Here is a 23,064-nt window from a genome sequence, read left to right as displayed (position 1 = left end):
TTATGCCGCATCGATGACATGGGCGTAAGACCCCATGACCCGACCAAGCACCGCGCCCATAGGCGGCATGGCCTCACCCAGCGCATCAGTAGCCGCAAAGAGCGGCGGCAGGCGGGATTGTTTGGCGGAGGAGTAGTGGAACTCGTGGCCGTTCAGATGCCCCGGCCAGGGCAGATCGCCGGACTGGGTCAACTTGCGATAACCCAGGATGCGCTTGGGCCGGTCGATGCGAGTGGTGACCGGCAGGAGGCCCGTCATGGCGTGGCTTTGCCCGGTCTTGTCGACCAGGGCATCACCCAGCACCATGAAGCCACCGCACTCGCCATAGATGAGCGCATCGCGATTTTTGGCGTCCGTCAGGCCGGCCTTGAACCGGCCCGCTGCGGCGAGGCGCTCGCCATGCAATTCAGGATATCCCCCGGGCAGGAATACCGCCGTACAATCGGGTGATGGTCCCTCATCGGCCAGCGGTGAGAAGAAACTGAGTTCGGCACCCATGGCGCGCCAGCCGTCGAGTAGGTGGGGATAGAGGAAGGCGAAGGCGTCGTCGCGGGCAATGGCGGTGCGTTGGCCCAGTGGCGGCAGCGGGGCCGGATCAGCATCCGTCGCGGGCAAAGGCGCGGCCAGCGCCTGCAATCTGGTGAGGTCGACGAAATCGCCCATGGTCTCGGCAGCAGCATCGAGGAAGCTGTCGAAAGCTGCGACTTCGCCGGGCAGGACCAGCCCAAGGTGGCGCTCGGGTAGCGCCAGCGCCGGATTGCGCGGGATGGCACCCAGACAGGGAATGCCGGTCACGGCCAGCGCATCGACCAGCATGCGCTCGTGCTTCATCGAGGCGACACGGTTGAAGATGACGCCGCCCAGCCGGAGGCCGACGCGGAAATTGGCGAAGCCGGCCACCAATGGCGCCACCGACTGGCTCTGGCTTGTGGCATCGATCACCAGGACAACGGGGAGTTCGAGCAGCGTGGCCAGATCGGCCGTCGAGCCAAAACCATCGGCGGCGCCATCGAACAGGCCCATGACGCCCTCGACCAGCAGCAGGTCGGCGCCGGTCGCCTGCATTTCGGCCAATGCCTTCAGCCGCTTGGGTTGCATCGACCAGGGGTCGAGATTGACCGCGTCGCGCAGGGCGGCACGGCCGAGGAAGGTTGGGTCGATATAGTCGGGACCGGTCTTGGCCGGAGCCACGACCACGCCGCGCCGCCGCAAGGCGGCCAGCAGGCCAAGGGTGATCACGGTCTTGCCCGAGCCCGACCGGGGCGCGGCGATGACGAGGCCTTTAGCCAAAGACATGCCTCCTGGCCTCGCCGACATACCAGTCGAGCGACGGACGATAGGCGCTGACCGGGCCGAGCACGACAATGGCCGGGGTCGGCACATCGACCAGATCTTTGGCTTCGGCCAGCGTGGTTTCGAGCACGGACTGCCGGGCCGTCGCCGCGTTGGAGACGATGGCGACGCGATCGCTGCCGTCGCGACCGGCGGCCAGCAGGCGTTCGGCGATGGCGCCCAGATGCTTGACCGCCATGAACATGACGATGACCGGCGCAGCGTGGGCTACGGCGGGCCAATCGACGCCATGCGGCACGGCGCCCGACTCGTCGTGACCCGTGAGGAAGATCACTGCCTGGTTGGTATCGCGATGGGTCACGGGAATGCCGGCATACGCCAAGCCACCCAACCCGGATGAAATTCCGGGCACGATGCGGAACGGCACGCCCGCCTTTGCCAGTGCCCCGGCCTCCTCGCCGCCGCGTCCAAACATATAGGGGTCGCCGCCCTTGAGCCGCAGCACGCGCTTGCCTGACATGGCCAGATCGATGAGTTGCAGCGAGATATCGGCCTGCTTCGGCGACGGACGTCCACCGCGCTTGCCGGCAAACACCCGTTCGGTTCGCTCGGGCGCCAGCGCCAGCAGCTCGGCCGAAACCAGCGCGTCATGCACGATCACATCGGCTTGTCCGAGCGCATGATAGGCCAATAGCGACACGAGGCCGGGGCCGCCGGGGCCGGCGCCGACCAGCCAGACCGAGCCCGGCGCCATTGCCGGAAAATCGGCGTGATCGAGTGCTGCAAAGTGGCCGCGACGCTTTGGTCGCCTGATCCAGTCAAACATCGGCGCAACCACCCTTGAGGCCCGTCACGCGAATGGGCACATTGGCGGCAGAAAGAGGCGCAGACCGATGAAGATTTTGATTCTTGGCGGCACCGCCGAAGCGCGCGAACTGGCCAACCGGCTGGTGGCGATGGGCCACGACGTGACCACCTCTCTGGCGGGCCGCACGCAGGATCCGATCCTGCCCGAGGGCGATATTCGCATGGGCAAGTTCGGCGGCATTCCCGGGCTCGCCGCCTACCTGCGTGCGGCGCGGATGGAGCGCATTGTCGACGCCACGCACCCCTATGCCGGGCTGATCTCGATCAATGCGGTCGCCGCCGCGCAGCAGACCGGCATTCCGCTGGTGCGCTACATGCGCCCGGCCTGGGAACAACGGATGGGTGCCGACTGGATTACGGTGGAAACGGCGGCCGAGGCGGCGGCGGCGCTGCCGCCCAATGCTGATGTGCTGCTGACCACAGGCCATACCGGCCTCGAACAATTCCTCGAGCGCGACGATTGCCAGTTCGTCGTCCGCACCATTGAGACGCCCGAAATCGACATGCCGCGCCATGCGAGCCTGTTGCAGACGCGCCCGCCCTACGACGTCGAAAGCGAAATGCGCCTGATGGAGCGCGAGGGCATCACTCATCTGGTCACCAAGAATTCGGGCGGCGCGCAGACGGCGGCCAAGCTCGAAGCGGCGCAGAGGCTGGGGGTCAAGGTGATCATGATCGCCCGCCCCGCCTATGGCCCGGCGCTCGAAGTGGCCACGATCGACGACGCCATCTCCGCCCTCGGGCTGGGCGGCTGACCGAAGCTTGCAACGTTAAAGCCGGGGCGGCAGTCGGCCAGAGCGCAGGTGGCGTAGCGCGATTTGCGCTTGCCGAGGCGGAGTGGCCCGGCAGCGGCGGCAACTGCTTCGGCGACGCTTTCGCCCGCCAATTCCGCATCATCGAGCAGGCGCAGCGGCACGCCGAAGTGACCGGCAACGACAATGGGCACGGCCCAGCCGCGCTTGCGGGCGTGGGTGCCGATGGCCGCAAGGGCTTCGGGTGCTAAGCCAGCTTCTTCAAGGCAGCGTTCGATCAAACCGATAAGCTCATCGGCGCTCGCTGCGGTGGCGAAGCCGATGCCGGCGACGATGCGTGCCGATGCGTCCGTCATATCTCGCCTCTCAAAGCCAAGAGGCAGGTTCGCTCAAGACCGTTGCAGCCCCGGAGTTGGTCCCCGCTTGGGTCGACCGCACCGGATTCTGTTTCAGTTCCGTCAGGGGAACTCTGCGCTCCCTGCGTTCTAGGCGGGCAGAAGCGCGTGGTCAATCAATGGCTTGCCTTGAATGGTAGCCACATCGGAATGCTTCTGAAAATGATTTGCAAATTCAATAACTTGCCGCCCTTCCCGTGACGGGTTATGGCCATTTTCCAACGCAGGAAGGGCACGCCTTGAGCATCACCGCAAATCGAACGCTGGCCATTGCCGCGGCGAGCCTGCTGGTCGGGATGATCGTGCTCGGGCTCAAGTTCCTCGCCTGGTCCCTCACCGGCTCGATCGCGCTCTATTCCGATGCGCTGGAATCGATCGTCAATGTGGTGACGGCCATCGTCGCGCTGGTGGCTGTCCGCCTGGCGCAGAAACCGGCCGATGCCGCCCTGCCCTATGGCTATCACAAGGCCGAATACTTTTCGGCGGTGATTGTCGGCGTGATGATCATCGTGGCGGCAATCCTGATCCTGCGCGAGGCCGTGCTTGGGTTCATGGCGCCTGAACTGCCCGATGCACCGATGCAGGGACTGGCCGTCAGTGTCGTCGCGACGGCGATCAATGCCATCTGGTCGTTCGTGCTGGTGCGGCATGGACGCAAGGTCCGATCACCGGCGCTGGAGGCCGACGGCAAGCATCTGCTGACCGACGTGGTATCGACCATCGGCGTGCTGGTCGGTCTGGCGCTGGTCTACGCCACCGGCTGGGCCCAGCTCGATGCGGTGCTGGCGGCGCTCGTCGCGCTCAACATCCTGTGGTCGGGCTGGGGCGTCATTCGCCAGAGCGTCGGCGGCCTGATGGACGTCGCCGTTCCACCCGACACGCAGAAAACCATCCGCGAGGTCATCGCCACCAATGCCGACGGCGCTATCGAAGCCCATGACATCCGCACCCGCCAGGCCGGCAAGATGACCTTCATCGATTTTCACCTGGTGGTGCCGGGTACGATGACGGTGGATGCGGCGCACACGATTTGCGACGCCATCGAAGCCAAGCTGCGCGAGGCCGTGCGGGACGTGCAGATCACCATCCATGTCGAGCCCGAGCAGAAGGCGAAGCATTCGGGGATCGTGGTGGTCTAAGCGTCGTGCGAAGAGGCCCCCACCTAACCTCCCCTTGAAGGGGGAGGGACCGGCCGGAGCTTGTCGCAAGATGGTGCCCCAAACGCGATCAGTCCCTCCCCCTTCAGGGGGAGGTTAGGTGGGGGCACTCTTCCTCTTGCCCATCACTGATGACACAGGCAGAATCCACGCCATGCGCACCCTGTTCCTCGCCCTGTTCGCCCTGCTAACCACACCAGCCCTCGCGCAGGATTGGGGCAGCTACGCCAATCCCCGCTTCGGCTTTTCGATCGATATCCCTGAGGGGTTTGTTGGTCAGGGGGAGCCGGCCAATGGCGACGGGCAGCACTTTGCGGTGCCGGGAAAGGCTATCGCACTTAGTGTTTGGGGCGGACATTCGGGCATCGTTACGCCGGACTTTGAAAGCGACGTCGCTTGGCGCATGGAGCAGGACATTGAGGCGGGCTGGAATATCACCTACCAGGCCACCACACCCAGATGGGCAAGTTGGTCGGGCCTGTCGGGCGGGCAGGTTGTCTACCAGCGCATGATCCTGCTCTGCGACGGCGCCAGCTATGCCGCGTTCAGGGCCGAGTATGGCCAGCGTGACCGGATTGAAATGGACGCAATCGTGGAGCGCCTGGTGCAATCGCTAAAGGGCGACTGCTAGAACTCGATCCCCTTCTGCGCCTTCACCCCGGCCCGGAAGTGATGCTTGATCTCGGTCATTTCGGTGACGAGGTCGGCGATTTCGATCAACTCGTCCTTGGCGTTGCGGCCGGTGACGATGACATGGGTGTCTTCGGGCTTGTTGCGCAGGAATTCGACGACTTCCTCGATGGGCAGGTAGTCGTAGCGCAAAACGATGTTGAGCTCGTCGAGCAGGACCAGCTTGTAGCTGGGGTCCGCGATCAGCGCCTTGGCCTGGTCCCAGGCCTTGCGGGCGGCGGCCAGATCGCGCTGGCGGTCGGCGACGTCCCAGGTGAAGCCTTCGCCCATGGCGTTGATAGTGACGAGATCGGGGAATTTCAGCAGCACGTCGCGCTCGCCGGTTTCCCAGACGCCCTTGACGAACTGCACCACGCCGACCTTGAAGCCATGGCCGAGCGCGCGGAACACCATGCCGAAGGCGGCAGTCGACTTGCCCTTGCCCTTGCCGGTATGGACGATCAGCAGACCCTTTTCCTGCGTCTTGGTGGCGAGGATCTTGTTCCGCGCCTCCTTCTTCTTCTTCATCTTTTCGGCGTGATAGGCGTCGCGCTCGGCCTCGCTCATCAGGTCGGTTTTCTTGGCCGGTTTGTCGGTCATGCGAGACGCTCCGCGTGTTCGATGATGAGGCGCGCCGCCTCGGATGGCGGCAGGGTGGTGGTGTCGAGATCGAGGCGGTTGGGGTGGTCGATGCGCAGCAGTGCGTTGGCGTGGCGCTTCCGTTCGGCGCCGATGGCATCGGTCATCTTGAGCCGCTCGGCCCGATCGGGCGATGCCATGCGGGCAGCGTGGGCGGCATCAGATGCGGCCAACAGCACGGGAACGAACGTGCTATCCCGGCGCCTTGCCGTCTCCAAAACCCGATCATAGGCCGCCCAATCACCCGGATCGTTGTCGAGCAGGCAGTTGGTCAGCACGAAGCTGGCATCCGCCGGCGCCAACTCTTCCATCGACAACAGCGCCTGCTCGCGGATGACCTCGATCCTGTCCCAGACGCCCTCAGGCAAGGGCGTTTTGCCGTCGGCACGGATCAGCGAGAAGATGACGTTGTTGGCCAGATGATTGTCGAACAGCCTCGCCTCAGTCGCCGCGCAGATGGCCCGGGCGATGGTCAGCTTGCCGACGCCGTAATGGCCGATGAGGTAGACGATGGTGTTTTTCATGATTCCCCCGCCAGCAGAGCATAGGCCGAATTGGACCGGGGCGCCCACAGGCCGCGCTGGCGCGCGTCGTTGAACTTGGCGATCAGCTCGTCATAGCCGTAGCGATTGGCGCCCTGGATGAAATCGCGGATCGCCTCGTCCTCGACAAAGGCCTCGAAGGCCAGGTCGAAGTGATGCGTCTTGACCGCGCCGGTGGTGGCGGCGAAGGCGAACATGAAATCAACCGTGGCAATGATCTCGAAGGCGCCGCGATAACCGTGGCGCTGCATGCCCGCGATCCATTTGGGATTGACCACGCGCGAGCGCATCACATGGGAGATTTCCTCCTCCAGCGTGCGGATCAGCGGACGTTCGGGGCGGGAGTGGTCATTGTGGTAGGCTGCCGGTTTGACGCCGGTCAGCGTTTCGACAGCGGCCGAGAGCCCACCCGCGAACTGGTAGTAGTTATCGCTGTCGAGCAGGTCGTGTTCACGATTGTCCTGGTTGTGGATGACGGCGTCGATATCGGACAGCCGGGCCGCGAAGCGATCACGCTGCGGCGTGCCTGCGGCCTGCGCACCATAGGCATATTGCCCCCAATCGATTGCCTGCTTGCCGAGATCAGCCTTGGTCGACCAGACGCCGGAATCGATCATGGCATTGAGGCCGGCGCCATAGGTGCCCGGCTTGCTGCCGAAGATGCGATGCCCGGCAGCCAGTGCCGCCTCGCGCTCGGATTGCCCCTGCGCCATCAGGCCAAGCGCATCGGTGCGCATGCGGGCAGCGATGGGGTTGTCGTCAGTGGGCTCGTCGAGCGCGCCGACGGCGCGAATGGCGCGATCGAACAGCGCGATCTGAGCCGGGAAGGCATCGCGGAAGAAGCCTGAAATGCGCAAGGTCACATCGACCCGCGGCCGGCCGAGCTTGGCCAGCGGGATGATTTCATAGCCGGAGACGCGCAGCGAACCCGGGTCCCAGGTGGGCCGGGCGCCAATCAGCGCCAGGGCCTGGGCGAGGTCATCGCCGCCGGTGCGCATATTGGCGGTGCCCCAGACGGAGAGGGCGACCGAGCGGAGATGATGGCCATGATCCTGCAGATGACGGAGCACGAGGCTTTCGGCGGATTTGCGGCCCAGTTCCCAGGCGGTGGGCGTGGGGACGGCGCGGGAGTCGACGGAATAGAAATTGCGGCCGGTGGGGAGGACATCCAGTCGCCCACGCGAGGGAGCGCCGGACGGACCGGGGCGGATGAACTTGCCGTCTAGGCCATCGAGCAGGGCGGCCATTTCGGCAGGGCCTGAGGCGGCGAGGCGGGGACGGATGAGGGTTTGGATAGTGTCGAGGACAGAGCGGGTGGCGGTCCAGCTCCCTTCCGGCGCGAGGGTGACTTCGACTAGCGAAGCGGCAAGGCTTTCCAGGTGTTCTACCACGTCACCCAGAGTGCGTGGCTCCACCCCACCCTTGATCCCTCCCCATCGAGGGGAGGGAGACGACTGAGGTTTCAGCGAGTCGGGAACAGGCTTCCCTCCCCCTTGTGGGGAGCGAGTGAGGGTGGGGGTAGGCCCGGTCCACGGCGCGCCCAGCTTCGCCGTGAGCGGGTCGATGCCCAGCTTCAGGTCGTCCGCCAATGCCCGGATCAGCGAGCCTTCGCCTGGTCCCTCTCCGCGCGGTACACGGGCTAGGGCGACCGTCAGATCGCGTTCCAGCGCGCCCTGTGGCGACTGGCCGAACACATGCAGGCCATCGCGAATTTGCGCTTCCTTGAGGTCGCACAGAAAATTGTCGATCTTGATTAGCGCCTGCGTTTCGTCCTCGGGCAGGCCGATATCGCGGTCGAGGCGCGCATCGCGGGTAAAATCAAGGATGCGACGGCGCAGGTCGGCGAGGCGACGGCGGTCCATGCCGGAGGCGGCGTAGTATTCGTCGAGCAGTGCCTCGAGGTCTTTCAACGGGCCATAGGTCTCCGCGCGGGTCAGCGGCGGTACGAGGTGGTCGATGATGACGGCGCCAGTGCGCCGCTTGGCCTGCGTGCCCTCGCCCGGGTCGTTGACGATGAAGGGATAAAGGTGCGGCAACTGGCCCCAGAGCGCATCGGAATAGCTCGCTTCGTCCAGCGCCGTCGCCTTGCCGGGCAGCCATTCGAGGGTGCCGTGCTTGCCGTTGTGAATGAGCGCATGCGCTCCGAATTCATGGCGCAGCCAGAGGTAGGCAGCCAGATAGGCATGCGGTGGGACGAGGGCCGGATCGTGATAGCTCAGGGTTTCGTCGAGCTGGTAGCCGCGGGCCGGCTGGAGCAGGATTGCGACATTGCCAAAAATCAGCGCGGGAAGGTGGAAGCTATCACCGCGCCGAAAGGGATCGGACGCCGGATCGCCCCAGCGGGCCGTGACGTCGTCGCGGATTCTCGCGGGGAGGCCAGCGAAAAGTTCGGCATAGCGGGCCAACGTCAGCCTGGCCGGGGATATGCCACGCTCCGGCTTGGCGTTGGTGGGGCCGGATTGAAGGGCGGCGATCAGGGCGGCACCATCGGCGGGCGCGCCCGTCACGGTATACTCCGCAGCCTCCAGCGCCTGCAGCATCCGCACCGTCGATTCCGGTGCGTCATAGCCGACGCCATTAGCCAATCGACCGTCGCGAATGGGGTAGTTGGCCAGGACCAGGGCCACACGCCGCTCGGCGCGCGGCGTCGCCCGCAGGCGTGCCCAACTGGCGGCCAGGGCCACCGCGCGGGTGACGCCCGAGGCGTCTGGCGTGTAGGCCGTCAGCGGCACCTGGCAGCGTTCGTGCCAGATGGCGTCGGCCTTGTGACCGACCAGAAGCCCGCCGAGGCGACCATCGACCTCGGGCATGACGAGGAACATCGCCATGTCCTTGGAACTGAGGCCCTGACTGTCGGCGGCCCATTGCGCCTCGGACCGGCCCGACTGGATGAGTTGGATCACCGGCGCATCGCTGCCGGAGAACGGGTTGCTCTTGTCGTCGAGGCCATCGATACCGAGCGCGAAACCGGTCAGGTTGAGGATGGCCGAGGGCGGGAAGGCCGCCAGGGCGTTTTGCACGAAGCGGATGCACGGGCCCTCCTTGAGGGACGACACCAGCAACGGCACCGGCGCGAGGCCTTGCGCTTCGAGTTCGGCGATCAGCGCTTCGATGGTAGCGGTGCCTGCGCCCTCGAGGGCAGCGCGATAGAACAGGATCGGCACATGCGTGGGGCTGGCATGTTGCGCCCGCAGGCCAGTCTCGTCGGTCATGCCGGTGGCGGGATGCCAAAGGCCGAAGCGGGCAAAGGGCTGCGGCGCGAGGTCGGACAATACCTCGGCACCAGGCGAAGCATCGGCAAGCGCATGGAACGCCTGCAGGATCGCGTCCGAATTTTCCGGGCCGCCGGCAATGAACAGGCTGTGCAGTCGGCTCCAGTCGTCGGAGTACACGGTCGAGCGCGACTGCAGGATCGGATCGGGGTTGGCGTCGCCCGGCAGCAGGACCAGCGGAATCTTGCTGTTAGCGCAGAGCGCGGTCAGCTCGTCGACGCCGTATTGGAAATAGGCCGCACCGCCGATGAGGCGCAGCACGACCAGTCGGGCATGACGGACTGTCTGCTCCAGCCACAGGTCGACCGACAGGTTGTTGGACAGCCGCAGCGTATTGGCGAGGCGGAGTTCAACCTCCCCTGCCCGGTCGGCGGCGCCCGCCAGCATGGCCAGTTCGCTGTCGGCCGAGCTGGCAAAGACCAGCGCGCCCGGTCGCTGGTTGAGATCGATGGCCTCGCCTTCCTGCTGGATGGCGCCGGCCTGAGCCGAAAGCAGATGCATCAGGGGCCCTGGACCGGCGCGGTCAGCGGATGGAACGGCTCAATGATGGCCTGGCAAACAAGCCCCGCTACAGCACCAGTGCTACCAAGGATCAGCAGCATGGCGAGGTCGAACCCGCCGAAGGACTGGCCGAAAAGTACCAGGCTGAGGATGGCGATGCTGAGCAAGGCGCCGACGATCGGCGCCGCGATTAGCCGTTGATGCAGTTTTGGCAACTGGCGGGACAGGAAGGCCATGGCGATGGCGAAAGCTAGCGCGGGGACGAACCCGAAAACGTAGCCAGAAGTGAACACAATGGGCCAATTGCGCAGCAGGAAGTTGGCGGAAGGGTCGGTGCCATAGAACAGCAGGTTCCACGCAAGTGCCGCCGCAACGAAGGTCAGGCTGCCGATCAGCGGCCCGATGAACACCGAAACAAGTGCCAACCATACATTGCGGCGGGTCATGTCACGCCGCCACCTTGATCGCGCGCTGCAGGCTGGCGGTGATCGCTTCGCGATCGAGCGGGCTCTCGCCGATGACGACAAGCGCCGTCTCACGCAGTTCGCCGTCCTTCCAAGGACGATCGAAATAGGCGGTCACGCGCGGCCCAACGGCCTGGATGGCCAGACGCGCCGCAGCGCCGGGTACGGCGGCGAAGCCCTTGAGGCGCAGGATATCGTGGTCGCGGATGGTCTGCTCGATCACCGCGATCAGTTCGTCTTTGCTCGATATGGACGGGATGCGCAGCGAGAAGCTGTCGAAATCGTCGTGCTCATGCGTTTCGCCGCCATGTTCGAGCTCATGATGGCTAGGACGGTTGGCAATATCGTCCTCCGAGCCCATGCCCATGCCGAGAAGGGCCGAAATGTCGACATGGCCATTGCGGGCATGGATCACGCCAACGCCGGGCCGCAGTTCGGCGCGGATATTCTGTTCCACCTTGGCCAGCGTCGCCGCATCGACCAGATCGGCCTTGTTGATGATGACAAGGTCGGCCGACGATAGCTGATCCTCGAAGAGTTCGCCAAGCGGCGTCTCATGATCGAGCATCTCGTCCTGACGGCGTTGCGCATCGACGGCGGCTTCGTCGCTGGCAAAGCGGCCCTCGGCGAGCGCCGCCGCGTCGGCGACGGTTACGATGCCATCGATGGTCACCTGCGCCTTGATCTCGGGCCAGTTGAAGGCGCGGATCAGCGGTTGCGGCAGCGCCAGGCCCGAGGTTTCTATGACGATGTGGTCGAACTTGTCCGGGCGGGCCAGCAAAGCCTGCATGGTAGGGATGAACTCGTCGGCGACGGTGCAGCAGATGCAGCCGTTGGACAGCTCCACCATGTCCTCTTCGCGGCAGGTTTCGTCGCCGCAGCCGGCTAGGATGTCCTTGTCGACGCCGAGATCGCCGAACTCATTGATGATCAGCGCGATACGCTTGCCCTTAGGGGCATGCGCCAGCAGGTGGCGCACAAGGGTGGTCTTGCCGGCGCCGAGAAAGCCGGTGATGACGGTGGTGGGGATCTTGGTGGTCATGCCTTGGCTCCATTGGGGAGGGCTGCCGGACGGGTGGCGATGTAGTCGGCGGCGCGGCCGAAGGCCAGACCGAGCACGGCCCAGAAGATGGCGCCGTTATAGAGGACCGCCGAGACAAATTCGGCCGTCATGCGCGGCGGCACGGCGGTCGGATCGTCTGGTGCCTGAGGCGCGGCAATGAGCTGAGGCAGCAACACCAGCCCCACAGCGACCACCAAGGCCCAGGGCGCGCGGACCTTGGCGACCAGGACCAGGGCAGCACCGGTCGAAATGGCCGCGCCGAACCACCAGAGTTGGCGGGCGAACGTATCGGCCACCGGCATGCCGGGCATACCTGGCGGCAGGCCAAGGGCTGGGGCCAGCGTGAAGGCCGCGTAGCCACCAATCCCCCAGAGCAGGCCGTTGGCCGCGTTTATGGGCAGGTTGAAAAACACCGAGACGGCGCCAATGATCAACGCGTAGCCGGCAGCAGCGAGGATGTTGGAGAAGACTGTGAAGGCCGTGCGCTCGAGGCCGTCCTGGGGCATCCACTCATCGTCGCCATGCACGTGGGCGACGGCTTCGTGGCTGTGCTCGGCAGTCCCCGCGTCATGGGTATGCGCGACGTCCTCCCCGCTTCCCTCAAAGGATTCAGCGGCGAATATCAGTGGCGTCACGCGCCAGGCCTGGAAGGCGGATGTAGCAAGGCCAGCACAAAGGGCTGCGACCAGCGCAGCAAGAAACAGATTGCGAAACATGTCGATTGCTCTCTCGTCGCCCGCCTAGTGGCAGGGGAAGCCCATGGCGTGGCGGGTGTCGTGCGCGCCATTGTGCAGGCGGTAATCGCCAGCAAAGCCGGTGCCGACCAGCAGGGTCAGACCGAGCATGAGCGCCAGCGAACCGGCAATGATGCGTTGGGAAATCGAGAGCGACTGGAGGCCAGTCGAAGTATTGGCAGCGGTATTCATGGCAGCACCCTCCGTGCGCGGAATAGTCTGGGCCGATGGCCCGGCGAAGCGTGGGTCGCATTTCGAACCGCAAAAGTGGGGACCACTTTTGCTGAAATACTCCCAAGGCGTTGGCAGGTCTCCTGGCTCGCGGTGATAGCCACTCCCCTCGCCTTCCCGGCTTTGCGCCAGTGGCATGAGAGGGGAGCGCACCGCTTACAGTTGCGGGGGCAGCCACGGTTTTGCGCCCTGATGGGTACGTCGCACCGTGTTCCCTTTTGATCCCTCCGGCACAACGGCCTTCGGGAACCAACACAGCTTCACAATTACGCCGTGGCCGGGGTTGCGGTCAATCGCCGTCTGCGATCAATCGGCGCCTTCGGGACTGGGGTAGCTGAGGCTGATGACCCGGACGCGGGCATCGAGCAGTTCTAGCAGCGGCTCGTGGCTGGGCACCTGGACATCGCCCAAGATCGCCGTGGCGTCGATATCGGTGGAATATCCATCGGTTGGCGCGAAACGCAGCGATAGATAGCAGCCGCCCGGAAGGTTGGTGAGGGCGCCGCTTTCGATATTGGCGTAGCCACCATAGTCCCACCCGAACCCACCGACGAAGAAGGGAGCGCCATTGAGTGCCTCGATGTCAGCAACGCTCATGCCGAGATGGACGCCGAGGGGTCCCACCTGCGATGGCGCAAGCTCGACATAAGCCAGGCGCTCGCGGTCCGCTTCGTCCCACCAGCCGACCTGCATGATCTTTTCCGGATCATCAGGGAAGATGGTGGTGGCCAGACTTTCGAAGCCTTCGGCTCCTGGCACCATCCCGGTGACTACGTTCTCGGCACCGAAGGTTTCAATCAGCAGTGCCTCAGAGCTTTGCTGCCCGAATACGCCTTCACAGGCGACGGTTTCGGCGGCGAGCGGCTTGGGCGACTTGTCCGTGGCCAGAGCGGGCGTGACGGCGAGTGCGGTGCACAGCGCGAGCAGGGACAGGCGGGCGATCATGAAGGGTCTCCTCGGTGGCGGAAATTTGTCTGGGGCGTGGTGCCTGCACAATGGCCGACTCGCGTATGAACAGGGCCTGAAGGAGACCGCCGATGAAGCCCATCAAGTTCACCAAAGAGGAAACCAAGGCCATTGTCGGCGAGATTCAGGATTATTTCCGCGAGGAACTGGACCAGAGCATCGGTGCCATCCCGGCGGAAATGCTGATGATGTTCTTCGTCGACAAGATGGGCGCCTATTTCTACAACCGCGGCCTCTATGACGCTCAGGGCCTGATCCGCGAGCGCATGGACAGTCTGACCGACGACATTTTCGGGCTGGAGCAGCCCACAAAACACCTGCGCTGAGCGCGGGAGACCTGCATAAATCACGCTTTCGCCGTGTGACAGGTTGGGCTAGATAGCGCCGCCGGATTTGCCGGTTTCTCAGGAGGAAGCCTTGGGCTTCAACTTCGCCACCTTTGCCCCGATCGGCCTGCTGATCGCCTCGAACGTGTTCATGACATTCGCGTGGTACGGGCATCTCAAGTGGCCAAGTTCGGCCTTGTGGGTCGCGGTGCTGATCAGCTGGGGCATCGCCTTCTTCGAATACTGGCTGGCCGTGCCGGCCAACCGCATCGGCGAGGCGGTCTATTCACCCTCCGAACTCAAGACCATCCAGGAAGTGATTTCGCTTTCGGTCTTTGCCATCTTCACCGTGTTCTATTTCGGCGAAAAGCTGACGCTGAACCACGGCGTCGGCTTCGCACTGATCGGCCTTGGCGCCTTCTTTATCTTCAAGGGGCCGCTGAAGTAGCAGCGGAGGAGTCGCCCCGGCGACCCCTCCCAAGTGACAGGTCAGTGCACGGTACCGGAGCCTCCGACGGCGACTATGTTGTAGGGCGCGCCACCGACCTGCAGGTTGCGGATCTTTATGAACGTTGCAATGTCGATCAGGTGCACCTGCCCGGCATTGGGATCTGTCACAGCGACAACATCGTCGGCCACGGCGATGCGCGGTCGTGGCAAGCTCCATTCGCCGTCCATCGAATAGGGTTCGGTCACCGCGAGTGACTGCACGATCGTGCCGGCGACCACGTCGAGCTGGTTCAGCTTACCGTCTTCGGTGAAGACATAGGCGAACTTCGGCCGGATGGGATCAACCGCGAAGTCGACGCGGCGAGTCGGCAGATTGATCAGGCGGAAGGGCTCCGGTGCGGACGGGTCGATGAGCACGACTTTGTCCGGACCGTAGTTGCCGAGAAAATACTGGAGGCCGACGCCCCCCAGCAGTGTGGTGACCTTGCCTTCCGGCAAGCCGCTATAGGGCAATAGATCGATCTGAGGTTCGCCGGAGCCGCTGACCACAAGCATGCCCTGGGCGCAGGCGATGGCCAGGAGGTCGCCCGACGATGCTTCGCCATGTAGGTCTGGGCAGGCGTGGAGGTCGCCAACACCTCCGCCCGCCTTGTCGAACACAACGACACCGATGGGAAGCGCAGTGGGATCCTCGGGATTTGGCTCGGAGACGACGGTGTAGTCACCCCAGGGAACCGCTACGCCATGATGGGGCGCTCCACTGTCGACTTCCGCATTGGCGACCTCATCGCCATCAAGCCAGTCGGTCTCGTCGACCACCCGCGTCTTGCCCTCGCCGTCAAAGAACAGCGCGATGCGACCATCATGCTCGACGAAATGCACCGGCTTCTTGCCAGCCACGACAGCATCGATGGCCACGGGGGCGGTAATCTCGATGTCGCCGTGGTCGCCATGATCGTCGACTGTAATGCCTGTGGAGATGGCAGACACCTGATTGCCCGCGCCCTGCACGGCATAGACCGCCTTGCCCGACTGGGTGCGATAGAGCGCGGCGGGGCTGGCCAACTGAAAGCTGCCAATGGCGTCGCCGCTCTCCAGGTCGATTGCCGTGACCGTTGGCGCGGCGTGATCGGCGATGAAGAGGCGCCAGGCCGAGGCGTCCTCGGCAAAGGCGGGGCTGGCCAGCGCCGAGGCGGCCAGCAGGGCGGAAAGGAGACGGTTGAGCATAGAACCTCCGTTAAGTTTGACGACGGCGATTTGTAATGTTATTACGTTACCTACTCAAGTTGCATCTTCCTGTGACGACCGCGTATTGGTGCGTTGACAGTCAAAATGTTATTACGTTACATCGCCTCCCTGCCGAATATCGGCGCTCGCTTGTAGAAGCCCCATGACCCATCAGCACCCCCATTCCAGCGCGGTTTCGCGCTCACGCCGTATCGGCCTGGCGCAGATGAGCGCTCTGGCGCGGATAGGCATCGTGCTGCCGGTCATCGGGCTGATCTGGCTGGTGCTGTGGTTTCTGGTGCAGTCATGAGCGCGATCCGCATCGACGACCTGACGCTGGGCTATGATGGGCATCCGGCTGTGCATCACCTGGACGGAGCCTTTGCGCGGGGGTCGCTGACCGCCATCATGGGCCCGAATGGGTCGGGCAAGTCGACGCTGCTCAAGGGCATGACCGGCGCCATCAAGCCGCTGGGCGGCCGGGTGGTGCTCGACGGGTTCGATCGGCGCGATATCGCCTACCTGCCGCAAAGCGCCGAGATCGACCGCACTTTTCCGGCTGTGGTGGCGGATCTGGTGGCGCTGGGCTTCTGGAAGCGGCGCGGGCTGTTCGCTGCCATTCGCGGCGTGGATCGCAAGGTCATGGAAGAAGCCTTGGCAGCGGTGGGGCTGGTGGGCTTCGAGCAGCGGCCCATCGACACGCTGTCGGGTGGGCAGTTGCAGCGGGCCTTGTTCGCGCGGGTGCTGGTGCAGGATGCGCCGGTGATCCTGCTCGACGAGCCGTTCGCGGCCATTGACGAGCGTACGGTGACGGACCTGACGGCGCTGATCCGGCACTGGCATGGCGAACAGCGCACCGTCATCGCCGTGCTGCATGATGCCGATCTCGTGCGCCAGGCGTTTCCACAGACACTGCTGCTGGCCCGCGAGCCGATCGCCTGGGGCGATACCTCGGCAGCACTGACGGCGGATAACCTGCGCAAGGCCCGGCAGATGGTGGAAGCCTGGGACGAGCATGCGCCCTGGCATGAACATGCCCATGACCCCAAACATGCCCACCACCACCATCATGATGGAGCAGCGCATTGAGCCTCTATGACCTGATGCTCGCACCCTTCGTGCAATTCGGCTTCATGAACCGAGCACTGGCCGGCGCCATCATACTGTCGCTGAGCGCCGGGCCGGTTGGCGTGTTCCTGATGCTGCGGCGCATGAGCCTGACGGGCGACGCCATGGCCCATGCCATCCTGCCAGGCGCAGCGGCGGGGTTCCTCGTCTCCGGCCTCGCCATCCTGCCGATGACGCTGGGCGGCTTCGCGGCGGGCCTGATCGTGGCCGTGCTGGCGGGCCTCGTGTCGCGCTTCACCATCCAGCGCGAAGACAATTCGCTGGCGGCCTTCTATCTGATTTCACTGGCGCTGGGCGTGATGCTGGTCAGCCTCAAGGGGTCCAACGTGGACCTGATGCATGTGCTATTTGGCACGGTGCTGGCGCTCAACAACGATGCCCTGATCATGATCGGCGCCATCGTGACGGTCAGCCTGGTGGCTCTGGCGCTGGTGTGGCGTCCGCTGGTGGCGGAATGCCTCGATCCGACCTTCCTGCGCAGCGTCAGCAAGGCCGGGCATCCGGTCCACCTGATTTTTCTCGCTCTGGTGGTGCTGAACTTGGTCGGCGGCTTCCAGGCGCTGGGCACGCTGCTGGCCGTAGGGCTGATGATGCTGCCGGCCGCTGCCGCGCGGTTCTGGGTGCGCAGCCTCGAGGCCACCTGTGGGCTGGCCGTGCTGATCGCGGTGCTGTCGAGCTATCTCGGCCTCTTGGTTTCCTACCACCTGAGCGTTGCCTCGGGTCCGGCAATCATTCTGGTCGCCGGGACGATCTACCTGCTCTCGCTGCTGTTCGGCAGGCGCGGGGTAATCGCGGGCAACATGCGGCCGGCCCGGCATCGGGTGGCCTGACGTTCCGAGCGGCAGAACCGCTCACTATTGAAGGAAGATCGACTATGTCTTTGAAGCGTCTCGCAATCGGACTGCTCGCATCGAGCCTGGCACTGCCGGCATCGGCGGCCGAGATCAAGGCTGTGGCCAGTTTCTCGATCCTGGGCGATATCGTCGCCCATGTCGGGGGCGACCGGGTGGCGCTGACCACGATCGTAGGCCCCAATGCCGACACGCATGTCTATGAGCCCAAGCCCGCCGATGCGCAGGCTCTGAGCCAGGCCGACATCTTCTTCGTCAACGGCCTGGGCTTTGAAGGCTGGCTCGACCGGCTCGAAGAAGCAACCGGCTTTGCCGGTCCGGTTGTGGTGGCCAGTGAGGGCGTCGTGACCCATGCCATGGCCGAGGAAGACCATGCCGAAGGCGAAGACCACCATGGCCACGACCATGGCGAGACCGACCCACATGCCTGGCAGAGCCTCAAGAATGGCCTGCTCTACGTGAAGAACGTTGCGGCCGGCCTATGCCAGGTCGATCCGGATGGCTGCGCGATCTATGAAAGCAATGCCGAGGCCTACTCCGCCGCAATCGCCGCGCTCGATGCGCAGGTGATCGCCGATATCGACACGGTGCCGGCGGCGCAGCGCAAGGTGATCACCACGCACGACGCCTTCGGCTATTTCGGCGAGGAATACGGCGTGCAGTTTCTGGCGCCGGAGGGCATATCGACCGATAGCGAAGCGTCAGCCGCCGATGTCGGCAAGCTGATCGAGCAAATCCGGGCCGATGGGGTCAAGGCGCTGTTCGTCGAGAATATGAGCGACGGCAGGCTGATCGAGCAGATCGCGCGGGAGACCGGCGCGACCGTGGGTGGCGAGCTCTTCGCCGATGCCCTGTCAGGACCCGACCAGGGCGCGGCAACCTATCTCGACATGTTCAAGCACAATGTAGGATTGCTGGTGCCGGCAATGGCCGGCAAGTAGACTGACGCGAAAGCAGGCAGACAATGGCACATTCACACGACGACCATAGCGGCCACGACCACGTATGGGCCCCCGATCTGACCAAGAATCAGGGACTGGTGCTGGGCGCGCTGGCGCATGCGGATGTGCCGCTGTCAGCCTACGAACTGCTCGACAAGCTGCGCGGCGACGGCTTGCGGGCGCCGTTGCAGGTCTATCGGGCGCTCGACAAGCTGGTCGAACGCGGCCTGGCCCACCGGCTGGAATCGCTCAACGCCTTTGTCGCCTGCGCCGACGAGCACTGCCATCGCAAGGGCCTGATCGCCTTCGCCATCTGCGACGGCTGCGGCAAGGTCGATGAATTCGCCGACGCCGTGATCGAAGATCGACTGGGCGAGTGGGCCGGGGCCAAGGGCTTCAAGGTCGAGCGGACGACGATGGAAATCCGCGGGAAATGTGGGGTTTGCGCGGCGGGGTAAGGAATAATACCCCCACCTAACCTCCCCCTGAAGGGGGAGGAATCCGACCGGTGAGTGGACCTCGATCGCGCCAAAAACTCGATCTGTCCCTCCCCCTATCAGGGGGAGGTTAGGTGGGGGTACTGGCTAAGAAACCTGCCCAAACCTCAAAAAATGCACCGCCGCAGCCCCATATTCCCGACGATCCTCCAGCGTGAACCCGTCCGGCATCTCGACCGCCGCTTCGACGCTTTCCTCGAACACGATAGTTGCCCCATCCGCCAGCCAGCCACCCGCGGCGATGCCGGCCAGTGCCTGCTCGCCCAGGCCCTTGCCATAGGGCGGATCGAGGAACACCAGGTCGAACTTGCCGAATGTGCCGGGGACGCCGAGATCGGTCGCGTCGCGCCGCAGCAGCTTGGTGATGCCCCCTGCCCCGAAGGCCTCGATGTGATCGCGGATCAGGCCACGCGCCTCGGCGCCGATATCGACGAAGGTAACGTGGCTGGCGCCGCGCGACAGCGCCTCGAGACCGAGCGCGCCGGTGCCGGCGAACAGGTCGAGTACGCGGATGCCGTCTAGCACCGGCCCCAGCCGCGACGCCAGAATGTTGAACATCGATTCGCGGACGCGGTCGGCCGTCGGGCGAATGGAATCGTCCGACGGTGAGAGCAGCTGCTTGCCGCGAAACTTGCCGGCGACGATGCGCATGGCCTAGGCCTTGGGACGACGCGGGCCACTGGGGCGCCCTGCCCCACCGGATGGGCGACCACCGCCCGAAGGACGACCTGCGCCACCAGTGGGGCGGCCAGCGCCGCCGCTGGGGCGGCCAGCGCCGCCGCTGGGGCGACCACCCGGCTTGCCAGCAAAGCCACCGGGCTTGCCGCCGGGACGCGGACCGCGCGCCGGGGCGGCGCCATCGCGCTTGGGCATGGGCTTGCCGTCGGCCCGCATGCGCGGCTTGCCATAGGTCTTGGCCTCGCTGCCGAACTCGTCCCGACCGGGGCGCGTCGGGCGATCGCTACGCGGCGCGGGGCGATCCGAACGCTGCGGGCGCTCGGCGGGCGATGAGCGGGTTGCATCGGTCCGGAACCGCGCGGGCTTGTCCGAGAAGTTGCGGCCGGGGCGCTTGGCCTCGCCCTTGAAGGCGGCGCCTTCACCGCGCTCGCTGTCGGGCCGGACGCGCGGCGCGAACGCCGGACGTTCGCCAGCTGCACCAGCATCGCTGCGGCGCGGGCCGCGTGGCGTGCCGGTGAATTCGCGGCCCTGCGGCGGACGCGAGCCCCCTTCGGGGCGCGGGCCGCGTGGACGATCGCCGAAATCGCGCTCAGGACGCGCGCCGGCGGGACGGCGATCGTCATCGCGACGCGGACCGCGCGGCTTGTCGCCAAAGCTCTTCTTCTCGTAGGGCTTCTTGTCGCCGAACGATTTCTTGTCGCCAAAGGCCTTCTTCTCGCCGAACGACTTCTTGTCGCCAAAGCTCTTGCCGCCGGCCGGACGCGGGGCGGCCTTGCCGAAGCTCTTGGCCGACTGGTCATCACGATCAGGGCGCTTGACGATACGGGTGTTGCGCTTGGCGACAAAGTCTTCCGGCGCACGGCCGTCTTCGTCGAAATGCACCTTGCGCGGCGGTGCCATGTCTTCGTCGTCCTGGCGCTCATCGCGCTTGGGTGCCGGCTTGCGGCTGTCGAAGCGGCCCGGACGATCCTGGCGCGGGCGTTCCTCGCGGATTTCTTCCTCGGTCTTTTCAGCGCCATCGGTAAAGCGGAAGCGCTGACGGGCGATCTCGACCGTATTGGTGCCGCGGCCGGTCAGGCGATCGCGAGTCGGCTTGCCTTCCAGCGCATTGGCTTCGGGCGGCATTTCGCTGTCAAAGTCCACGTCAGCGGCTTCAGCCAGCTTCTTGCCGAGCTGGTCGCGCAGCATCTTGGCCTTGATGGTTTCAACGCCGCCAACAGGGATATCGCCGAGCTGAAACGGACCATAGCTGACGCGGATCAGCCGGTTCACCTCGAGGCCCAGCGCACCCAGCACATTCTTGACTTCGCGGTTCTTGCCTTCGCGCAGAGCCAGCACCAGCCAGACGTTGGAGCCCTGCTCGCGCTCGAGCGTCGCTTCGATCGAGCCGTACTTGATGCCATCGATCTCGATGCCATCCTTGAGCTTGTCGAGCGCCGCCTGGGTCACGCTGCCATGAGCGCGCACACGATAGCGGCGTAGCCAACCGGTGGCAGGCAGTTCGAGCACCCGCTTGAGGCCGCCATCATTGGTCAGCAGCAGCAGTCCCTCGGTATTGATGTCGAGGCGACCGACGGTCACCACCCGTGGCAGGCCGTGAGTTTCCAGATGCTGGAAGATCGTCTCGCGACCCTCTGGGTCCTTCTCGGTGACAACCAGGCCCGCCGGCTTGTGATAGAGCCAGACGCGCGTACCCTGGCGGGCCGCAAGCGGGGCATCGTCGACCATGATCTTGTCGCGATCGGTGACGTTGAAGGCGGGGGTCAGCACCTTCTTTCCATTGACCACCACGCGGCCTTCGGTGATCCACACCTCGGCATCGCGGCGGGAGCACAGCCCCGAGCGGGCAATGACCTTGGCGAGACGGTCGCCGGTGTCGGGCTTGGCGGGGGCAGTATCGCTCATGGCGAATAGTCTTTCATGTCATGCGGGACCCGGATGGGCGGCGCGGAAAACGATGGCGGCCGGATGAAACACCCAGCCGCCGGAAGTCGATGAGGTCAGGGAAACTAGTTCCCGAGAATGCCGTTGCTGCCACCCACGCCCATACTGCTGGGGGCGGATCCGATCGGTCCGCTGCTGGTCGGCGTGGTGGTATTCTGTGCCCGCAACGCCCGTCGCACCGCTTCGGGGCACTTCGGATCGTTGATCGAGACCACCTCGCCATTGCCCACCGCGCAGACCAGCTCAGCATCGCCGACGCGGGTGAAATACTCTTCCGGTGGCAGGTAGAGAGGACGGTCGGTATTGACGCTGACGCTCATATTGGCGGCCTGCATGCGGGCTGTCAGTGCGCGAGCCTCGGCTTCGGTCAGCGGGCGGCCCGAAAGCGAGCGCAGATCGACGACCTTGGCATTGCGCAGGCGCTGGATATCGGCTTCGGTCAGGCTGCTCGTGTCGAGCTGTACCGTGTCGCTATTGGCAGGCAACTGAGCGGCGGCGGCCACCTGGGTCGGTGGCGGCAGGGCCTGGCCTGATGCGGGCAGCACCAGCGGCGCGCGCGCCTGGGTCAGGTCTTCCTTGGGCGCCTGGCCGGGAATGAGGCCGAGACCGGCCGCCGTCGTGTTCATCACTTCGCGTTCGAACGTGCCGACGTCGGTCATCGCGTTCGTGCCTTCGACCGTGGTGCAGGCGCCCAGAGCCAGAGCCATCACGAGAGCCATCGAAGCCAAACCAACCCGGGAGGCCCCAAGAGCAGCCCGCTGCCCGGTCAAACCAATACGCATGAAACGTCCTTCAAGATGTCGGCGGCGCTTATAACCCATTCTGCCGCCTAAGGCCAGATTCTGGCAGCAACGTGTTCGAAGGCCGTTACGTCGCCGTTTTCCGCGCGCGGCCCAGGCCGATGAGGTCTGCGAGCAACAGTATGACGCCGAGCGTGATGGCGACATCGGCCAGGTTGAAGATGTAGAACGACCACGTGCCCCAGTGCAGGTGGAAGAAATCGGCCACCGCACCATAGAGCAGGCGATCAAGGGCATTGGACAATGCGCCGCCGATACAGAGCGCCAGCCCCATGCGGATCAACGCCGAGTCGGCCCGTACCCACCAGATGGCCAGTGCCACAATGGCGACCAGCATGACGATGCCCAGCCCCCAGACCGGCAGGCCGTCGAGCAGCCCGTAGGAGATGCCGGTATTCCAGACCAGCACATAGTCGAAGAAGTCGGTGACGCGGACAACCTCGCCACCACGCCAGCCGGTCATGGCGAAGGGGATGTAGCTGGTGAAGACCTCGATGCAGGGCGCGGCGCCTATAGCGATGCAATCGGCCGAGACCTGGAACGCCTTGTGCGCCCTATCAATGCCGAAGGCGAGGATCGCCATGGTGAGTGAGAAGTAGATCGAGGGATTGGTGAGGGACTTCAGGTTCATCGGGGCTCCCCACACCCCCTCCCGGCCTCCCCCATCAAGGGGGAGG

At 64.9% G+C, this 23,064-nt stretch carries 26 protein-coding genes and 1 riboswitch; of the genes, 10 read left to right on the top strand and 16 right to left on the bottom strand.

The window, feature by feature from the left end:
• Both IM737_RS17725 and cobA read right to left on the bottom strand, forming a co-directional pair.
• A complete protein-coding gene (locus IM737_RS17725; RefSeq protein ID WP_236896272.1) occupies positions 1-1,296 on the bottom strand; it encodes a cobyrinate a,c-diamide synthase in 1,296 nt (431 codons plus the stop codon).
• Positions 1,283-2,119, bottom strand: coding sequence for a uroporphyrinogen-III C-methyltransferase (gene cobA / locus IM737_RS17720; protein ID WP_442874146.1), 837 nt, complete (start codon positions 2,117-2,119; stop codon positions 1,283-1,285). The genes IM737_RS17725 and cobA overlap by 14 nt, the downstream gene beginning before the upstream one ends.
• 67 nt (positions 2,120-2,186) lie before the next feature.
• Here cobA and IM737_RS17715 point away from each other — a divergent pair, with 67 nt between their 5' ends.
• Positions 2,187-2,915: a cobalt-precorrin-6A reductase gene (locus tag IM737_RS17715; protein WP_236896270.1), complete on the top strand. Its 729-nt coding sequence runs from the start codon at positions 2,187-2,189 to the stop codon at positions 2,913-2,915.
• On the opposite strand, the gene IM737_RS17710 is transcribed toward IM737_RS17715, so the two are convergent.
• Positions 2,849-3,268, bottom strand: coding sequence for a cobalamin biosynthesis protein (locus IM737_RS17710; RefSeq protein WP_236896268.1), 420 nt, complete (start codon positions 3,266-3,268; stop codon positions 2,849-2,851). The two genes, IM737_RS17715 and IM737_RS17710, sit on opposite strands and share 67 nt — an antisense overlap.
• Before the next feature lie 335 nt (positions 3,269-3,603).
• Between IM737_RS17710 and IM737_RS17705 the strand changes: the two genes are divergently transcribed.
• Positions 3,604-4,446, top strand: coding sequence for a cation diffusion facilitator family transporter (locus tag IM737_RS17705; RefSeq protein ID WP_236899959.1), 843 nt, complete (start codon positions 3,604-3,606; stop codon positions 4,444-4,446).
• A gap of 172 nt (positions 4,447-4,618) precedes the next feature.
• Positions 4,619-5,095: a hypothetical protein gene (locus IM737_RS17700; RefSeq protein ID WP_236896266.1), complete on the top strand. Its 477-nt coding sequence runs from the start codon at positions 4,619-4,621 to the stop codon at positions 5,093-5,095.
• On the opposite strand, the gene cobO is transcribed toward IM737_RS17700, so the two are convergent.
• The 8 genes from cobO to IM737_RS17660 form a co-directional block, all read right to left on the bottom strand.
• The gene (gene cobO / locus IM737_RS17695; protein WP_236896264.1) at positions 5,092-5,733 is read right to left on the bottom strand and encodes a cob(I)yrinic acid a,c-diamide adenosyltransferase; all 642 of its coding nucleotides are present in this window, start codon (positions 5,731-5,733) and stop codon (positions 5,092-5,094) included. The two genes, IM737_RS17700 and cobO, sit on opposite strands and share 4 nt — an antisense overlap.
• A complete protein-coding gene (locus IM737_RS17690) occupies positions 5,730-6,296 on the bottom strand; it encodes a hypothetical protein (RefSeq protein ID WP_236896262.1) in 567 nt (188 codons plus the stop codon). The genes cobO and IM737_RS17690 overlap by 4 nt, the downstream gene beginning before the upstream one ends.
• Positions 6,293-10,087: a cobaltochelatase subunit CobN gene (locus IM737_RS17685; protein WP_236896260.1), complete on the bottom strand. Its 3,795-nt coding sequence runs from the start codon at positions 10,085-10,087 to the stop codon at positions 6,293-6,295. Before IM737_RS17685 ends, IM737_RS17690 begins: the two co-directional genes overlap by 4 nt.
• Positions 10,087-10,533, bottom strand: coding sequence for a hypothetical protein (locus IM737_RS17680; RefSeq protein WP_236896258.1), 447 nt, complete (start codon positions 10,531-10,533; stop codon positions 10,087-10,089). Before IM737_RS17680 ends, IM737_RS17685 begins: the two co-directional genes overlap by 1 nt.
• A 1-nt stretch (position 10,534) precedes the next feature.
• Entirely contained in the window at positions 10,535-11,593 is a 1,059-nt protein-coding gene (gene cobW, locus IM737_RS17675) for a cobalamin biosynthesis protein CobW (protein ID WP_236896256.1), read from the bottom strand.
• The gene (locus tag IM737_RS17670) at positions 11,590-12,330 is read right to left on the bottom strand and encodes a CbtA family protein (protein ID WP_236896253.1); all 741 of its coding nucleotides are present in this window, start codon (positions 12,328-12,330) and stop codon (positions 11,590-11,592) included. The genes cobW and IM737_RS17670 overlap by 4 nt, the downstream gene beginning before the upstream one ends.
• A gap of 24 nt (positions 12,331-12,354) precedes the next feature.
• Positions 12,355-12,540, bottom strand: coding sequence for a CbtB domain-containing protein (locus IM737_RS17665; RefSeq protein ID WP_236896250.1), 186 nt, complete (start codon positions 12,538-12,540; stop codon positions 12,355-12,357).
• A 95-nt stretch (positions 12,541-12,635) separates the two neighbouring features.
• A riboswitch (cobalamin riboswitch) is annotated at positions 12,636-12,848 on the bottom strand.
• 37 nt (positions 12,849-12,885) lie between these two features.
• Positions 12,886-13,524: a hypothetical protein gene (locus tag IM737_RS17660; RefSeq protein WP_236896248.1), complete on the bottom strand. Its 639-nt coding sequence runs from the start codon at positions 13,522-13,524 to the stop codon at positions 12,886-12,888.
• A gap of 92 nt (positions 13,525-13,616) precedes the next feature.
• Between IM737_RS17660 and IM737_RS17655 the strand changes: the two genes are divergently transcribed.
• Positions 13,617-13,871, top strand: a complete 255-nt coding sequence (locus tag IM737_RS17655; RefSeq protein ID WP_236896246.1) for a DUF2164 domain-containing protein — start codon at positions 13,617-13,619, stop codon at positions 13,869-13,871.
• Positions 13,872-14,022: 151 nt separating this feature from the next.
• Positions 14,023-14,319 (top strand): DMT family protein, encoded by a 297-nt coding sequence (locus tag IM737_RS17650; protein WP_236899958.1) that lies wholly within the window; start codon positions 14,023-14,025, stop codon positions 14,317-14,319.
• A 41-nt stretch (positions 14,320-14,360) separates the two neighbouring features.
• Here the strand turns inward: IM737_RS17650 and aztD are convergent, their stop codons facing one another.
• A complete protein-coding gene (gene aztD / locus IM737_RS17645; protein ID WP_236896244.1) occupies positions 14,361-15,548 on the bottom strand; it encodes a zinc metallochaperone AztD in 1,188 nt (395 codons plus the stop codon).
• Positions 15,549-15,711: 163 nt separating this feature from the next.
• On the opposite strand from aztD, the gene IM737_RS17640 reads away from it, so the two are divergent.
• From IM737_RS17640 to IM737_RS17620, 5 genes are read left to right on the top strand one after another with little or no spacing between them, the layout of a single operon-like run.
• Positions 15,712-15,858, top strand: a complete 147-nt coding sequence (locus IM737_RS17640) for a hypothetical protein (RefSeq protein ID WP_236896242.1) — start codon at positions 15,712-15,714, stop codon at positions 15,856-15,858.
• The gene (aztA, locus tag IM737_RS17635) at positions 15,855-16,637 is read left to right on the top strand and encodes a zinc ABC transporter ATP-binding protein AztA (RefSeq protein WP_236896240.1); all 783 of its coding nucleotides are present in this window, start codon (positions 15,855-15,857) and stop codon (positions 16,635-16,637) included. Before IM737_RS17640 ends, aztA begins: the two co-directional genes overlap by 4 nt.
• A gap of 14 nt (positions 16,638-16,651) precedes the next feature.
• Positions 16,652-17,506: a zinc ABC transporter permease AztB gene (gene aztB / locus IM737_RS17630; protein WP_236899957.1), complete on the top strand. Its 855-nt coding sequence runs from the start codon at positions 16,652-16,654 to the stop codon at positions 17,504-17,506.
• 44 nt (positions 17,507-17,550) lie between these two features.
• Positions 17,551-18,468, top strand: coding sequence for a metal ABC transporter substrate-binding protein (locus tag IM737_RS17625; protein ID WP_236896237.1), 918 nt, complete (start codon positions 17,551-17,553; stop codon positions 18,466-18,468).
• A gap of 23 nt (positions 18,469-18,491) precedes the next feature.
• On the top strand, positions 18,492-18,926 hold the full coding sequence (locus IM737_RS17620; RefSeq protein WP_236896235.1) for a Fur family transcriptional regulator: 435 nt from the start codon (positions 18,492-18,494) through the stop codon (positions 18,924-18,926).
• Between the two features lie 126 nt (positions 18,927-19,052).
• Here the strand turns inward: IM737_RS17620 and rsmD are convergent, their stop codons facing one another.
• The 4 genes from rsmD to lspA all read right to left on the bottom strand — a co-directional run bounded on the left by rsmD (position 19,053) and on the right by lspA (position 23,018).
• Positions 19,053-19,616 (bottom strand): 16S rRNA (guanine(966)-N(2))-methyltransferase RsmD, encoded by a 564-nt coding sequence (gene rsmD, locus IM737_RS17615; protein ID WP_236896233.1) that lies wholly within the window; start codon positions 19,614-19,616, stop codon positions 19,053-19,055.
• Positions 19,617-19,619: 3 nt separating this feature from the next.
• Positions 19,620-21,548, bottom strand: coding sequence for a pseudouridine synthase (locus IM737_RS17610; RefSeq protein WP_236896231.1), 1,929 nt, complete (start codon positions 21,546-21,548; stop codon positions 19,620-19,622).
• Positions 21,549-21,652: 104 nt separating this feature from the next.
• A complete protein-coding gene (locus IM737_RS17605; RefSeq protein WP_236896229.1) occupies positions 21,653-22,306 on the bottom strand; it encodes a hypothetical protein in 654 nt (217 codons plus the stop codon).
• 148 nt (positions 22,307-22,454) lie between these two features.
• A complete protein-coding gene (gene lspA / locus IM737_RS17600) occupies positions 22,455-23,018 on the bottom strand; it encodes a signal peptidase II (protein WP_236896227.1) in 564 nt (187 codons plus the stop codon).
• Positions 23,019-23,064 lie beyond the last annotated feature (46 nt).

This window comes from Devosia sp. SL43 (assembly GCF_021729885.1).
Lineage (GTDB): Bacteria > Pseudomonadota > Alphaproteobacteria > Rhizobiales > Devosiaceae > Devosia.
Note: the sequence above shows the minus strand (reverse complement) of the source record. Positions and strands in the feature narration are given on the sequence as shown.

What these genes read in the sequence shown, in the direction of transcription:
- IM737_RS17725 (WP_236896272.1), bottom strand. Translation starts at nt 1,296, where the DNA reads ATGTCTTTGGCTAAAGGCCTCGTCATCGCCGCGCCCCGGTCGGGCTCG.
- cobA (WP_442874146.1), bottom strand. Translation starts at nt 2,119, where the DNA reads ATGTTTGACTGGATCAGGCGACCAAAGCGTCGCGGCCACTTTGCAGCA.
- IM737_RS17715 (WP_236896270.1), top strand. Translation starts at nt 2,187, where the DNA reads ATGAAGATTTTGATTCTTGGCGGCACCGCCGAAGCGCGCGAACTGGCC.
- IM737_RS17710 (WP_236896268.1), bottom strand. Translation starts at nt 3,268, where the DNA reads ATGACGGACGCATCGGCACGCATCGTCGCCGGCATCGGCTTCGCCACC.
- IM737_RS17705 (WP_236899959.1), top strand. Translation starts at nt 3,604, where the DNA reads ATGATCGTGCTCGGGCTCAAGTTCCTCGCCTGGTCCCTCACCGGCTCG.
- IM737_RS17700 (WP_236896266.1), top strand. Translation starts at nt 4,619, where the DNA reads ATGCGCACCCTGTTCCTCGCCCTGTTCGCCCTGCTAACCACACCAGCC.
- cobO (WP_236896264.1), bottom strand. Translation starts at nt 5,733, where the DNA reads ATGACCGACAAACCGGCCAAGAAAACCGACCTGATGAGCGAGGCCGAG.
- IM737_RS17690 (WP_236896262.1), bottom strand. Translation starts at nt 6,296, where the DNA reads ATGAAAAACACCATCGTCTACCTCATCGGCCATTACGGCGTCGGCAAG.
- IM737_RS17685 (WP_236896260.1), bottom strand. Translation starts at nt 10,087, where the DNA reads ATGCATCTGCTTTCGGCTCAGGCCGGCGCCATCCAGCAGGAAGGCGAG.
- IM737_RS17680 (WP_236896258.1), bottom strand. Translation starts at nt 10,533, where the DNA reads ATGACCCGCCGCAATGTATGGTTGGCACTTGTTTCGGTGTTCATCGGG.
- cobW (WP_236896256.1), bottom strand. Translation starts at nt 11,593, where the DNA reads ATGACCACCAAGATCCCCACCACCGTCATCACCGGCTTTCTCGGCGCC.
- IM737_RS17670 (WP_236896253.1), bottom strand. Translation starts at nt 12,330, where the DNA reads ATGTTTCGCAATCTGTTTCTTGCTGCGCTGGTCGCAGCCCTTTGTGCT.
- IM737_RS17665 (WP_236896250.1), bottom strand. Translation starts at nt 12,540, where the DNA reads ATGAATACCGCTGCCAATACTTCGACTGGCCTCCAGTCGCTCTCGATT.
- IM737_RS17660 (WP_236896248.1), bottom strand. Translation starts at nt 13,524, where the DNA reads ATGATCGCCCGCCTGTCCCTGCTCGCGCTGTGCACCGCACTCGCCGTC.
- IM737_RS17655 (WP_236896246.1), top strand. Translation starts at nt 13,617, where the DNA reads ATGAAGCCCATCAAGTTCACCAAAGAGGAAACCAAGGCCATTGTCGGC.
- IM737_RS17650 (WP_236899958.1), top strand. Translation starts at nt 14,023, where the DNA reads ATGACATTCGCGTGGTACGGGCATCTCAAGTGGCCAAGTTCGGCCTTG.
- aztD (WP_236896244.1), bottom strand. Translation starts at nt 15,548, where the DNA reads ATGCTCAACCGTCTCCTTTCCGCCCTGCTGGCCGCCTCGGCGCTGGCC.
- IM737_RS17640 (WP_236896242.1), top strand. Translation starts at nt 15,712, where the DNA reads ATGACCCATCAGCACCCCCATTCCAGCGCGGTTTCGCGCTCACGCCGT.
- aztA (WP_236896240.1), top strand. Translation starts at nt 15,855, where the DNA reads ATGAGCGCGATCCGCATCGACGACCTGACGCTGGGCTATGATGGGCAT.
- aztB (WP_236899957.1), top strand. Translation starts at nt 16,652, where the DNA reads ATGCTCGCACCCTTCGTGCAATTCGGCTTCATGAACCGAGCACTGGCC.
- IM737_RS17625 (WP_236896237.1), top strand. Translation starts at nt 17,551, where the DNA reads ATGTCTTTGAAGCGTCTCGCAATCGGACTGCTCGCATCGAGCCTGGCA.
- IM737_RS17620 (WP_236896235.1), top strand. Translation starts at nt 18,492, where the DNA reads ATGGCACATTCACACGACGACCATAGCGGCCACGACCACGTATGGGCC.
- rsmD (WP_236896233.1), bottom strand. Translation starts at nt 19,616, where the DNA reads ATGCGCATCGTCGCCGGCAAGTTTCGCGGCAAGCAGCTGCTCTCACCG.
- IM737_RS17610 (WP_236896231.1), bottom strand. Translation starts at nt 21,548, where the DNA reads ATGAGCGATACTGCCCCCGCCAAGCCCGACACCGGCGACCGTCTCGCC.
- IM737_RS17605 (WP_236896229.1), bottom strand. Translation starts at nt 22,306, where the DNA reads ATGGCTCTCGTGATGGCTCTGGCTCTGGGCGCCTGCACCACGGTCGAA.
- lspA (WP_236896227.1), bottom strand. Translation starts at nt 23,018, where the DNA reads ATGAACCTGAAGTCCCTCACCAATCCCTCGATCTACTTCTCACTCACC.